Source organism: Haloferax sp. Atlit-109R, assembly GCF_003665865.1.
Taxonomy (GTDB): Archaea; Halobacteriota; Halobacteria; order Halobacteriales; family Haloferacaceae; genus Haloferax; species Haloferax volcanii.
In genome coordinates this window covers 1,249,440-1,261,945 of the sequence record NZ_QPLO01000001.1, presented here as the reverse complement: position 1 = coordinate 1,261,945, position 12,506 = coordinate 1,249,440, and the positions used below count along the sequence as shown (strand labels likewise).

14 protein-coding genes are annotated in these 12,506 nt (G+C 69.2%); 7 read left to right on the top strand and 7 right to left on the bottom strand.

Translation table 11 applies throughout. The features are described from left to right. Positions 1-7: 7 nt before the first annotated feature. On the bottom strand, positions 8-814 hold the full coding sequence (locus DVK03_RS06625) for an aminoglycoside N(3)-acetyltransferase (protein ID WP_115802516.1): 807 nt from the start codon (positions 812-814) through the stop codon (positions 8-10). 84 nt (positions 815-898) lie between these two features. Here DVK03_RS06625 and DVK03_RS20020 point away from each other — a divergent pair, with 84 nt between their 5' ends. After that, positions 899-1,150, top strand: a complete 252-nt coding sequence (locus DVK03_RS20020; RefSeq protein WP_188148285.1) for a hypothetical protein — start codon at positions 899-901, stop codon at positions 1,148-1,150. A 2-nt stretch (positions 1,151-1,152) separates the two neighbouring features. Here the strand turns inward: DVK03_RS20020 and DVK03_RS06615 are convergent, their stop codons facing one another. From DVK03_RS06615 to DVK03_RS06600, 4 genes are all read right to left on the bottom strand, one after another. Beyond that, positions 1,153-1,377 carry a hypothetical protein gene (locus tag DVK03_RS06615; RefSeq protein WP_115802515.1) on the bottom strand — a complete coding sequence of 75 codons (225 nt, stop codon included), beginning with the start codon at positions 1,375-1,377 and terminating at the stop codon, positions 1,153-1,155. A gap of 314 nt (positions 1,378-1,691) precedes the next feature. Then, positions 1,692-2,483: a 5'/3'-nucleotidase SurE gene (gene surE / locus DVK03_RS06610; RefSeq protein ID WP_115802514.1), complete on the bottom strand. Its 792-nt coding sequence runs from the start codon at positions 2,481-2,483 to the stop codon at positions 1,692-1,694. Between the two features lie 81 nt (positions 2,484-2,564). Beyond that, complete coding sequence (locus tag DVK03_RS06605) at positions 2,565-3,968, bottom strand: small ribosomal subunit Rsm22 family protein (RefSeq protein WP_115802726.1); 1,404 nt, start codon at positions 3,966-3,968, stop codon at positions 2,565-2,567. An 87-nt stretch (positions 3,969-4,055) separates the two neighbouring features. Then, entirely contained in the window at positions 4,056-4,874 is an 819-nt protein-coding gene (locus DVK03_RS06600) for a prephenate dehydrogenase/arogenate dehydrogenase family protein (protein WP_115802513.1), read from the bottom strand. A 128-nt stretch (positions 4,875-5,002) separates the two neighbouring features. Here DVK03_RS06600 and DVK03_RS06595 point away from each other — a divergent pair, with 128 nt between their 5' ends. The 3 genes from DVK03_RS06595 to DVK03_RS06585 all read left to right on the top strand — a co-directional run bounded on the left by DVK03_RS06595 (position 5,003) and on the right by DVK03_RS06585 (position 7,351). Further along, entirely contained in the window at positions 5,003-5,704 is a 702-nt protein-coding gene (locus tag DVK03_RS06595; RefSeq protein WP_115802512.1) for a hypothetical protein, read from the top strand. Positions 5,705-5,818: 114 nt separating this feature from the next. After that, positions 5,819-6,664, top strand: a complete 846-nt coding sequence (locus DVK03_RS06590) for an NAD(P)-dependent oxidoreductase (RefSeq protein ID WP_115802511.1) — start codon at positions 5,819-5,821, stop codon at positions 6,662-6,664. Between the two features lie 165 nt (positions 6,665-6,829). After that, positions 6,830-7,351, top strand: coding sequence for a hypothetical protein (locus DVK03_RS06585; RefSeq protein ID WP_004043626.1), 522 nt, complete (start codon positions 6,830-6,832; stop codon positions 7,349-7,351). 33 nt (positions 7,352-7,384) lie between these two features. Here the strand turns inward: DVK03_RS06585 and DVK03_RS06580 are convergent, their stop codons facing one another. Next, positions 7,385-8,560 (bottom strand): Xaa-Pro peptidase family protein, encoded by a 1,176-nt coding sequence (locus DVK03_RS06580; protein WP_115802510.1) that lies wholly within the window; start codon positions 8,558-8,560, stop codon positions 7,385-7,387. A 324-nt stretch (positions 8,561-8,884) separates the two neighbouring features. Here DVK03_RS06580 and aroA point away from each other — a divergent pair, with 324 nt between their 5' ends. Both aroA and DVK03_RS06570 read left to right on the top strand, forming a co-directional pair. Next, positions 8,885-10,177, top strand: a complete 1,293-nt coding sequence (gene aroA / locus DVK03_RS06575) for a 3-phosphoshikimate 1-carboxyvinyltransferase (protein WP_115802725.1) — start codon at positions 8,885-8,887, stop codon at positions 10,175-10,177. A gap of 66 nt (positions 10,178-10,243) precedes the next feature. After that, the gene (locus DVK03_RS06570) at positions 10,244-10,564 is read left to right on the top strand and encodes a nucleotide pyrophosphatase (protein WP_115802509.1); all 321 of its coding nucleotides are present in this window, start codon (positions 10,244-10,246) and stop codon (positions 10,562-10,564) included. Here DVK03_RS06570 and DVK03_RS06565 read toward each other — a convergent pair. Beyond that, positions 10,553-11,083 carry a DUF6653 family protein gene (locus DVK03_RS06565; protein WP_006600346.1) on the bottom strand — a complete coding sequence of 177 codons (531 nt, stop codon included), beginning with the start codon at positions 11,081-11,083 and terminating at the stop codon, positions 10,553-10,555. The two genes, DVK03_RS06570 and DVK03_RS06565, sit on opposite strands and share 12 nt — an antisense overlap. 106 nt (positions 11,084-11,189) lie before the next feature. Between DVK03_RS06565 and aroC the strand changes: the two genes are divergently transcribed. After that, entirely contained in the window at positions 11,190-12,347 is a 1,158-nt protein-coding gene (gene aroC, locus DVK03_RS06560; RefSeq protein WP_115802508.1) for a chorismate synthase, read from the top strand. The last annotated feature ends 159 nt before the right edge of the window (positions 12,348-12,506 follow it).

Genomic DNA, 12,506 nt, shown 5'->3' with positions numbered 1-12,506 from the left:
CCCACTTTCAGCGGTTCGACTCGAACCAGTCTTCGGCGAAATCGACCAGCGCGGGCTGGTCGAAGAGCGTCGCCGTCGCGGCCGCGACCGACCCCTCGGTCGCGCCGACGGTCGTCTCGAACGCCTCGCCGACCGCTTCGAAGTCGTCGGTCTCGACCTCGATGTCGTCGTACTCGACGACGACGCGCTCGCCGTCTCGGAGCAGCGGCGCGCGCTCTCTCGTCCGCGTCTTTTCGAAGTCCGCGCGGTGCTCGGCGAGGTGGAGCGACGTGTTGTTCCCGTGGCCGACGCCGAGTAAGAGCACGTCGCCGCCGCGGTCGTACACCCGCGCCAACGGCGACCCGTCGCCGAGGCCGTAATCGAGTTCGTGGCCACCGACGAGTTCCTCGGCGGCCGCGCCCCACGCCGCGAAGGAGACCGTCGGATGCTCGCTGCGGACGACGCCGGGGTAGTTGCGGAAGCACTCGGGCACCGCGCCCATCCCGCGGGTCGGCGTCACGTCGGGGCGGAACGGCGGCATCGACTCGCCGATGACTTCGACCCAGTCGTCGGGGACCGGCGGGTTCTCCCACACCGACGGGTCGGTGTACTGGCCGGTGTGGGTCGGCATGACCAGCGTCCCGTCGTCGGTCAGCACCGTCTGGAGGGCGTCTACGACCGCCTGCGGGCCGCCGGCGACCCAGCCGAGCGAACTGAGCGACGAGTGGACGAGGAGGGTGTCGCCGGCCGCGACGCCGAGCGCGCGGAGGTCCGCGGCGAGCGAATCCACGGTTCCGGGTTCGTCCACGCGCTCGACGGCGTCTGCTTCGGACATACGCGTCCGTCGGCCGGCCCGGGATTCAATCTTTGGTGTCGGTCGACCGAAAGGACCACGTTCGCCCCCGGCGACGCGTTCGACATGTCACGCGTCTCCGCCCGTGACGCCCTCCGCTACGCGACCGAAGACGACGCCATCGCGCTGTTCGCCGTCATCGTCGGCGGTTGGGTGTTGCTGACTATCGGCACGTTCGCCCTCGCGGGCTACGGGTTCGGACTGATGTTCGCGCTCGGAATCGTCGCTTCGCTCGCCGGGGCGTTCGCGGTGTTCGCCGGCGTCGTCGGCCTCGCGTACAAACTGCTGGTCGACAGTCGGCGGGCGGCGTCGGAATAACGTCAGTTCACCGCCCGGGAGAAGCCGACGTAGGTCACGTAACAGAGCCCGGCCGTCACGAGAAAGACGAACTGGTAGCCGGTGTTCGAGACGATGTCGAGGACCGACTGCGCCGGTCGGAGCAGTTTCAGCCACAGCACCATGCCCACACCGAGCATCGCGACGAGCCAGAGACCTCCCAAGAGCGGCCGCTGTTTCAGATAGTCGTTGAGTTCGTCGCGGTCCATGTCATTTGAGACATAACTCACTCGTGAAAAGATTGCGATGACTGCTGGGCCGTCGCGTGCGAGGGTGTCCGCGAATCACCGCTAGCGGGTCGCTCCGTCTGTCGGGACCCGGGGTCGCGGCCTCAGAAGAACCGCTCGAACAGCCGACCGAGGAGGAGGATGACGAGCGGGAGGCTGAACAGCACCGCGATAGCGACGAGGAAGCCGGTGACGATTCCCGACCGGCACCCGCGGCCTGAAGAACCGGAGTCATCGGTCTCGTCGGCGCTTCAGGCCCCTCGGCTATACGTTTTGTTGCCCGCTTCCCGCTTCGCTCACTCCAGATACGTCTCGGCGAGCGCGTCCAGCGCCTCGTGTCGGTGGGTCGTGTGCGGCGCGGTCAGCGGCGAGACCGACACGCGACCCTCGACGACGGCCCGGCGGTCGGTGCCGTCGGGGTCCGGAATATCGCCGGTTTCCATCCGCTCCCAGACGCAGTCGTGGAGCTTCACGGTGCCGTTTTCGAACTCCGCGGTCATGTCGTACAGCTCCGAGGGAACCGTCACCTGCATGTCCGCGGGTCCCCCGTCGGGACCGGACACGGGCGCGTTGACGTTGAGGTAGTCGCACTGCTCGAAGACGCCGGCGGGTTCGGCGTGTTTGACGAGGTACGACGCGGCGTTGGTCGCCTCGCGGAAGTCCCGTGGGTCGGTCGCCTTCTCGTGCCACGGCAGGTCGCCGCCGGCGGGGACGTACAGCGAGAGGGCGATGGCGGGCACGTCGAAGAACGCGGCCTCGACGGCGGCGCTGACGGTCCCCGACCGGCCGAGGACGTACGCGCCGATGTTGGCTCCCTTGTTGATGCCGGAGACGACCATGTCCACGTCGGGACACAGCGCCTCCAACCCGGCGACCGTGCAGTCGGCGGGCGTCCCCTCCAGCGCGTAGCCGAGTTCGTGCTCGGCGACGACCGCGTCGGTGGACATCTTCCGGCCGACCGCGCTCTGGTCCGTCGCGGGCGCGACCGCGGTCACGTCGGCGAACTCCGAGAGGGCGTCGTAGAGCGCGCGGAAGCCCACGCTCTCGATGCCGTCGTCGTTGGTGAGGAGGATGCTGGGTTCGCTCATGGTCCGTCTGGGGACGGAGCGCGCAAAAAGCCACCCGTCGGACACGACCCGCCCGGCCGACCCCTCGCCGACGCGGGCCGCTCAGGCGACGCGGTCGACGAGCGTCTCGTCGTCGACGACGAGGTTGTACGCCCCCTCGTCGTCGTTCCAGAGCGAGAGGACGTTCTCGAAGACGAGCACGTCGCCGTAGTCGGCGTCGGCCACGTCGGCGTTCAGCACGGTGTCGCGCGTGCGGACGGCGTAGTGGTCGACCGCCTCGCTCCCGTCGCCGATTTTGAACACCTGGTTGTTCCCCTCCGAGAGGTCGTGGCTCAGTTTGACCGCCAGCAGGTCGATGCGGTTCGTCACGTGGCGTTCCATCTCGGCCATCTTGGCGAACCGCGCGGGGTTGCCGCGCACGTCGAGGCGGCGCTCGCCGTCGGTGCGGAGGACGCTGTACGAGTACTGCACGTCCACGTTGACGAAGGTGCCCTCGTCCTCGTCGCCCGCGCGCCCCTCGTCGAGGCGGCGCTGGAACCCCGGCACGTCGAGGTCGGGCTGCACGTCGAACGACCAGCCGCGGTCCGAGGGCGCGTAGCCGTCCCAGAGGCGGAGCGCCGGCGAGTACACCGTCACGTCGCCGTCGGCCGGCGCGACCTCGCGTTCGACCTCGCGGAGGCCGATGCTCGTGTTCCGGTCGGCCGGCGCGATGGCGACGACTGCGCCGTCGGCGGCGAGCGCGTCGAGGTACTTGCGGACGACCGCGGCGGGGTCGTCGAGTTCGCTCAGGACGCTGGCGAACAGGACGAGATCGTACTCGCCGTCGGGGGCGAACGCCTCGGCGGTCTCGCGGTGGACGGTCGTCCGGAAGTTCCGGCGCGTCTCGCCGAGCATCCGGTCGAGCACGTCCGCGGAGGCGCTCGGTTCGACCGCGTGGTAGTCCACGACCGAATCGTCGGGGAGGTAGTCGTGGAGGCCGAGCGCGGGGCCGCCGGTTCCGGCACCCACGTCGAGCACGCGGGGGTTTCGCGGGAGTAGGCTCCGCTCCGCGAGGTCGGAGAGGACGTAGCCGACGGCCGCGTAGTAGTCCGGGAGGTGGTATATCGCGTAGCCGAGCGCGGCGTCCTCGTCGTACTCGACGGGGGTGCCCCGGTAGTAGTCCTCTTTCAGTTGGCGGACGCGCTCCCGGAGGCGGTCGCCCGACTCACCGACGTGCCAGTTCGCGCCGTAGCGCCCGATGAGCAGGTCTTCGAGGGCAAAGGAGTAGTCGTCGGGGAAGGCCGCGGGCGACCAGTTCCGAACCGGCGCGGGGTCGGCGTTCGCGGGGACGAACGTGCCGTCCTCGCGCTCGAACAGGCCGAGGTCGTGGGCCTCCTCGCGGAGCGTCTGTTTCACCACGGCGGGGTGGGGCGCGCCCTCGATGTAGTCGGCTATCTCGTCGGGGTCGACGGGGCGGACGTTTCTGAGGTACTTCGCGTTGTCGCGGACGGCGTCTCTGTCTATCATCGGTGGGCTGTGGAGCGAGTCGCCGTCGCCCGCGCGGGAGCTGTCGGCCCGCCGCGGGGCGTCGGCGTCGGCGTCTCCCTTCACTCGTCACTCGACAGGGTCGTGCTTGTCGGTCTGGTCGCGGTCGCGACTGCGCTCGTCGGCGACGCGGTCGGCTCCAGCGGCCACACCGGAGTCGCCGCGGGAGACGCGCCGGTAGAGGTCGTCGAACGCCTCGTCGTCGGCCGCCGCGAGTTCGCGGGCCGCGTCGGCGACGCGGTCGGTCCCCTCGCCGAACAAGGACTGGATGTCCGCGTACACGCGCGGGGTGCCGCCGGCCACCGAGGCGACGAGCTCGTCGAGCGCGGCCGAAATCGGCGTGGCGAACTCCTCGCACACGTCGTCGGCGGCGAGGCCGAACGAGAGGACGGCCGCGTGGGCGGCCGCCTGCACCGTCTCCATCGCCGCGTCGTGTTCCTCGGGCGTCGTCTCGAAGACGCGGTTGCCGGCCGCGTCGAGGTCGGAGAGCAGGGCGTCTGTGTACGCGCCCGGTTCGTCGGCGACGGCGGCGACGTTGCCGGGGGCGTTGTGCGGGGCGAAAAGCGGGTGGAGGCTGAGGCGCTCGCGGTCGGGGAGGTGGTCGCGCATCGCCGCCACCGGGGGTTCCATCGCGCCGGTCACGTCGCACATCGCGGCGTCCGCGCGGTGGGCGTTGCCGGCGACGGCGTCGGCCGCGAGGCGCATCGGGACCGCGAGACAGACCACGTCGAACCGCTCGTCGCCGTCCAGCGGGACCGCCCGCCCGCCCAGCGCGTCCGCTGCGGCGACCGCGCTCTCGGGGTCCGCGTCGGCGAACGCGAGGTCGGCGTCGACGGTGCGGCCGAACCAGCGTCCCATTGCGCCCGCGCCGACGATGAGCACGTCCATCGGTACGGGTGTGGAGGTGCGGCGGGCAAAAGGGAATCGGTGGCGGCGGGTGTGGCGAGACCGGGGTCGGCCGGAGGCGTCCGAACCACCAGTTATTTCGCTGACAGACTGGACGCTAACGAACGACGATGCCCTCCCCCAATTCAGACACCAACGCCGACCGCCGGACTCGAAGACGCGTCCTCGCCGGACTCGGGTCAGCGGCCGTCGTCGGCATCGCCGGTTGTAGCGGGCGAGTGCCCGGACTCGGCCCCGAACGAGCCCATGCTGAGACAACGGTACGGGACGGAAGCGGTTTGGGGTCTCCCGAAATCCTCTGGCGGTACCCGCGACGCGAGGGCGACGAAGACGGCATCGGGTACGCGGCCGTGGATGCGAGACGGGTCGACCGCCTCGAAGGCCGCTTCCCGACGCTGTCGCTCCAGTTCAACTCGACCGTCGGCGGACTCGCGGCCGACGAACCCTACGAGGGATACCGTCTCGACTGGTTCCGCTTTCGGTTCGAACCGCCGTCGTCGTACGAGCAGGCGACCAGTTACGCGGCGCGCGTCGAGCCGCCGGGACAAGGAGAAGGGGACGGGTTTTCGACGTATTACGACCGCGAGAGCACCACTAAGCGGACCGTCATCGAACTCCGAGACGTGAAGATGCAGGGGACGATTCTCGTCCCGGCCGTGTTCGCCCCGACGACCGAGTCGCTCCCGAAGACGCTGTACTGTCAGTTCACCGTGCAGGCGTCGCGTCCGGGACTCGGTGGCAAGACCGTGCGCGCCAGCGGCGAAGGGAATCTCCCGCTGGACGGTCTCCGTGGATCCTCGACGTCGGACTGAGCGACCTCTGCGCGGAACTCCCGACGAGACGCTCACCCGCGCCCGACCCGCAAACCGCGTTCAACCGACTCCCGGTGTGCGAACCGTCAAGTGGTCGATGGCCGATAGGAAACTATGGCATTCGATGATGTTGATTTCGAGGGTCGGACGGCCTTCATCACGGGAACCAGTCGCGGCATCGGGAAGGCCATCGCGCTCGACCTGGCCGACCGGGGCGCGAACGTCGTCTCGACGGGCAAGACCGTCGACGGGCGCGAGGACCTCCCCGGGACCATCGTCGAGACGACGGAGGAGATACGCGAGCGCGGCGGCAGTTCCATCTGGTGCCAACTCGACGTGCGCGACGATGCTTCCGTGCGGACCGCCATCGACGAGACGGTCGACGCCTTCGGCGGCATCGACTTCGTCGTCAACAACGCGGGCGCGATTCACATGGCCGGCTTCGAGGACACGCCGCCGAAGCGGTTCGACCTCCTCATGGACGTGAACGCCCGCGGGGCGTACGCGACGACGCACGCCGCGCTCCCGCACCTCCGCGAGAGCGACCACGCCCACGTCGTCACGTTCTCGCCGCCGATGCCCGCCCGGCCCGCCCCGGGGAAGGTGGCCTACGCGCTCTCGAAGTACGGCATGACGTTCATCGCGCAGTCGCTCGCGGGCGAACTCGACGCCGACGACGTCGGCGTGAACGCGCTGTGGCCGGTCGCGGCCATCGAGTCCGAGGCGACGCGACACTTCGGGATGGGCACGCCCGAGGACTGGCGCACCCCGCAGATTATGTGCGACGCCGTCGCCGAACTGTTCTCGCGCGACCCGACCGACTGCACCGGCAACGCGTTCTACGACGAGGAACTGCTGTCCGAAGCGGGCGTCGACGACTTCTCGTCGTACGCCGTCGTCGAGGGGAGCGAGCCCGGACCGATGTCGGCCCGGCTGTTCGACCCGGACTACGAGCGCTGACCCCGGTTATCGGCGCTGAGACTCGGAGGCGGACGTTTATGTTCGATGAACTCGAAATACTGTGCGATGAGTTCATGCGTCGGCGCTGTGAACCCGGTCTCTCCGACGCGATATTCTACCGAATCGGCAATTAGACTTAACTACCGGTGGGGAATCGCATAGCGCATGGAGTTCCCTCGCCTCCCGACACGCGACACGAGCGGTCAGAAGGTCGTCCTCCCGGACGACCTAGAGGGTGAACAGACGCTCGTGCTCATCAGCTTCGACCGCCGCCAGCAGTCGTTGGTCGGGTCGTGGCGCGGGTTCGCAAAGGAGTTGTGCGAGACGTACGGGCATTTCGAGTACTACGAACTGCTCGTCCTCGGCGGGCGAAGCGGGATGATGCCGCCGATGTCCGGCGGCGGGATGTCTCCGGAGGCGGCCCGGAGCCGAACCCACGACAACGCGCTCATCGCGCGAGTGGACAAGACCGCGCTCCAGCGCCGCCTCGGACTGCTCGGGGAGGGCAACATCTACGCGCTTCTCATCGAAGACGGGACGGTCGTCCGACAGGCCGCCGGCGTGCTCACGCCCGAGACGGGCGACGCGCTGGAGGACCTCTTGAAACAGTGGCGCGAGGCCAACTCCGGGTGGACCGACGCGTCGCCCGCCGGCAGCCCGACCGGCGACAACGCCCTCGACAGCTAAGTTTTCACGCCGGTTTCGCGTCCGTCGCGCCGGCTACTCGACGACGAGTTCGACCGGGTACTCCGTCAGGTTCTCGTAGCCGTCCTCGGTGACGACCACGAGGTCCTCGATTCTGACGCCGCCGATTTCGGGGTCGTACAGCCCCGGCTCGATGGTGATGACGTGACCGGGCCGAAGCTCCTCGCCGCTCGGACTCAGCGACGGGAGTTCGTGCACGTCGAGGCCGACGCCGTGGCCGGTGCTGTGGATGAAGCCGGTCTCCGCCGAGGGGTCGGCGCGGAGCGTGCTCTCGCCGGCCGCCTCGTACACGTCGCAGACGGCGTCGTGGACGTCTTTGCCGGTCGCGCCGGGTTCGACGGCGTCGAGGGCGGCCTCGAACGCCTCCTCGGTGAGGTCGAACCACTCGCGTATCTCGGGCGACGGCTCGCCTTTCACGAACGTCCGGGTCATGTCGCCGTTGTACTTCGTCTCCTTGTCGCGCGGGAAGATGTCGATGATGACGGCCTCGTCGGCTCGGAGCGGGCCGCTCCCGCGGTCGTGCGGGTCGGCGGCGTCGGCTCCACAGGCGACGATGGTCTCGTCGAGGGCGCAGCCGTGGCGCAGGAGCGTCACCTCGATTTCCTCTCTGACGCGCTCGCTCGTCAGCGGTTCGCCCTCGTAGGTGAGCGTGCCGTCGTCGGCCACGTCGGCGTCGCGGATGAGGCCCTCGGCGGCGCGCATCGCGGCCTCGTTGGCGTCCTGTGCGGCGTGGATACGTTCGACTTCCTCGTCGGCTTTCACCGCGCGGATGTTCGTGAGCACGTCGTCGGTCTCGGCGTCGACCGCGACGCCCTCCTCGCGCAGGGCGTCGGCGGTGCCGAGCGGGAAGTCCGCGGGGACCGCGAGCGAGTCGACCCCGTGGTCAGCGAGGAACGCCGTGACCGTCTTGGCCTTCCCGACGACCGCGCCGTGTTCGGCGTGGTTGTCGCGGTAGTCGTAGTCCGAGAGTCGAGAGACGGTGTCGGCGCGGCTCTCCTTTTTCGCGCGGCCGAACTCCAGCGTCGAGACGAGGAGGTGGATTCCCGCGGGCGTGTAGAGCGTCACGTACGGGTCCGGCGCGTCGAACCCGGAGAGATACAGCTGGTTGGAGTCGCTGCCGTCGGCCGAGATGAGATAGCCGTCGAACTCGTCGCCGAGGAACTCGGCCAGCGGTGAGAAATCGGGTTCCATACGCCGGGGTTCGCCCGGCCGGTAGTAAAACTCTCGCGTCGCGGTCGGCGGGTTCCGGTATCGGCACCGCGACACGCCTCTTCGGGCGAGAGACGCGCCGCGGATTGACCGCCGGAACTCGCCGCGACCGCCATGCGAGCGTCGCGTGGCTCGCCGGCGCAACGGTCCGCTTCGACGGTGAGGTTCTACCGGACGTACGATACGCTCTCCCGCGATATATGTTTGTTGGCAGACACGAAATCGAGCGACCGCGTCGCCGTCGCCGTCCGGGAGAACGTCGCCGCGTCCGGTACCCTGATACCGGACCCTGCCGACCCCTCGCGTATGGACGCGCACGTCACCCCGTCTCGGGTCGCCGGACGCACCCGAGCGCCGCCGTCGAAGAGTTACACCCACAGAGCCGTCCTCGCCGCGGGTTACAGCGACGAGGCGGTCGTCCGCGACGCGCTCGTCAGCGCCGACACCAAGGCGACCATGCGCGCGGTCGAGGCGTTCGGCGGGTCGGTCGACCGCGACGGCCAGACGGTCGAGGTCGCCGGCTTCGGCGGCCGCCCGGGCACGCCCGACGACGTGGTCAACTGCGAGAACTCGGGGACGACGATGCGCCTCGTCACCGGCTGTGCCGCCCTCGGAGAGGGCCTGACGGTCCTCACGGGCGACGCGTCGCTCCGGTCGCGGCCCCACGGCCCGCTTCTCGACGCCGTCTTCGACCTCGACGGCCGCGCCGAGAGCACGCGCCGCAACGGGCAGGCCCCGCTCGTCGTCGGCGACGGCATGACCGGCGGCACGGTCGAGATTCCCGGCGACGTGTCCTCGCAGTTCATCACGGCGCTCCTCATGGCCGGCGCGGTCACCGAGGAGGGCATCGACGTGGAACTCACGACGGAACTCAAATCCTCGCCGTACGTCGATATCACGCTCGAACTCCTCGCCGACTTCGGCGTGGAAGTGACCCGGACCGACGCCGGCTTTTCGGTCCCCGGCGGCCAGTCGTACGCCCCCGAGGGCGGCGCGTACAGCGTCCCCGGCGACTTCTCGTCTCTCTCCTATCTGCTCGCGGCCGGCGCGGTCGCCGGCGCGGAGGGCGAAGACGTTGTCATCGAGGGCGCGCGGCCGTCCGCGCAGGGCGACAGCGCCATCGTCGACATCGTCCGCGACATGGGCGCGACGGTCGACTGGGACGAGGACGCCGGCGAACTGGTGGTCTCCGCGGCCGACCTCACGGGGACGACCGTGGACGTGGGCGACACGCCCGACCTGCTGCCGACCATCGCGGTCCTCGGCGCTATCGCCGACGGCGACACGGTCATCGAGAACTGCGAGCACGTCCGGTTCAAGGAGACCGACCGCGTGAGCGCGATGGCGGAGGAACTCGCTGAGATGGGCGCGAACGTCACCGAACAGCGGGACCGCCTCACGATTCACGGCGGCGAGACCGACCTCGTCGGCGCGGCGGTCGACGGCCGCGGCGACCACCGCATCGTCATGTCGCTGGCCGTCGCCGGCCTCGTCGCGGACGGCGAGACGACGATTGCGGGCAGCGAACACGTCGACGTGTCGTTCCCGAACTTCTTCGAGGCGATGCGCGACCTCGGAGCCGAGATGACCGAGCACTGAAGGCGCGACCCCACAGCGACCCGCACGGACGGAACTTTTTTCGCCCGCACGCACGCCGACGGTGGTATGTTCGACGCCGACGCGCAGGCGCTCCGCGAGCGACGGTCGGACGGCGAGTACCTTCTGCCGGCCTACGACGACTGGTGTTTCTCGCGGATTCCGGGGACCGTCGCAGACCTGCTCGGCGCGGACGCCGGGCCGCGACTCCCCGCCGAAGCGACCGACGGCTACGACGGCGTGTCGCGCGTGGTCGTCCACCGCGACCTCGGCGTCTGGTACGGCGACGAGGACGGGGGCAAACTCGACTTCGTCGCCATGCACGGCGACCTCCACCCCGACGAGATGCTGATTCCGTTCGCCACGGCGACGCTCGATTCACTCCGCTGAGTCGGCGTCGGGGCCGCGGCCCGTCACGCCCGTCTCCTTCACGACGGCGTCGACCCACCAGAGTTTGAGGACCATCACGCCGAGCGTGCCGAGGAGCGTGCCGACCGGCCTGCGCCGTATGGCCGAGACGACGGCGTAGAGCGTGACCGGGACGTTGAGCACGTTGAGCACGTTCGGGTAGTCGAGGCCCATCGTCCCCCGCCCGGCGTCGAGCCACGCGCGCTCTGCGAGGACGATTCTGCTGAGGTAGTTGTCGGTGCGCGCGGGGCGCGGGAACAACACCGGGTTGACCGCGGTGAACGCGAGGGCGGCGAGAAAGAGCCGGCGGTCCCGGCGGTAGACGGCGTACATCAACACCGGGTAGACGAGGATGCGCGTGCCGGCGCTCCACGGGTTGGCGTGGCGCTCCCAGAACGCCGCTTCGAAGCGGTCGCGGAGGCCGGAAGCGGAAGGAGACGCGGCGGCGGGGTCGGAGTCGAGAGCGGAGGCGGCGGGGTCGGTGGAGGGCGGTGAATCCATACGCTCGGTTCGTCCGCGTCGAGCATGAACGTGGGGGCGCCGAACCCCCGCCCACGATTGCACCTTTCTACAAACACTAAATGGGCGGCCACCCGAGGGGCGGGTAATGAACGGCAACGAATTCGGTCGTCTCTTTCGGATGACCACCTACGGCGAGAGCCACGGCGACGCGATGGGCGTCACGATATCCGGCTGTCCCGCCGGCGTGGAGCTGTCGGTCGAAGACGTCCAGGCGGAACTGGACCGGCGGAAACCCGGCCAGTCGATGATTACGACGAGCCGCGGCGAACCGGACGCCGTCGTCGTCAACTCCGGCGTGCAGGACGGCTACACGACGGGCACGCCCATCGGGATGGTCGTCCAGAACAAGGACGCCCGCTCGGGCAAGTACGAGCCGTACGTGACCGCGCCGCGGCCCTCCCACGGCGACTTCACGTACTCGGCGAAGTTCGGCACGCGCAACTGGGGCGGCGGCGGGCGCTCCTCGGCGCGCGAGACGGTGAACTGGGTCGCCGCCGGCGCGGTGGCCAAGCAGGTCATCGAGCAGAGCGACCACGACATCGAAATCAAGGCGCACGTGAATCAGATTGGCGACGTGGAAGCGCCGGAGGTCTCCTTCGACGACCTGTGCGAGCACACGGAGGAAAACGACGTTCGCTGCGCGCACCCCGAGACGGCGGCGGAGATGCAGGAGCTCATCGAGGAGTACCAGAAGGAAGGCGACTCCATCGGCGGCTCGATTTACTTCGAGGCGCAGGGCGTCCCGCGCGGCCTCGGCGCGCCCCGGTTCGACTCCTTCTCCGCGCGACTCGGACAGGCGCTCATGTCGGTGCCGGCGGCGACGGCGTTCGAGTTCGGCCTCGGCCGCGAGGCCCGCGAGTGGACCGGCCACGACCGCAACGAGAACTGGGAATTTGATGAAGAGGGCGACCCCCGACCCGTCGGCAACAACCACGGCGGCATCCAGGGCGGCATCACCACCGGCGAGCCTGTGTACGGCGAACTGACGCTCCACGCGCCCACGTCCATCCCGAAGAAACAGCGGACCGTCGACTGGGAGACCGGCGAGGAAAAGGAGATTCAGGTCGTCGGCCGGCACGACCCCGTGCTCCCGCCCCGCGGCGTCCCCGTCGTCGAGGCGATGCTCTACGTGACCGTCCTCGACTTCATGCTCCTCGGCGGACGCATCAACCCCGACCGCCTCGACGGGGGGGCCGGCGAGTACGACACCCCGTACCACCCGTCGAGTCCCGACAACGAGTAGCGAACCCGATTCCGAGTTATCGTTCACTCTATTCCGCGGGCGTGACAGTCCGTTCGTCCACTTTCGACGGTGGGAGAGTGAGTCAGTTTAACAATATTAAGACCTTCATTATCTTTACTTGTTAATCCATAGCAAAGTCTTTAATCGGACCCTCCCCAA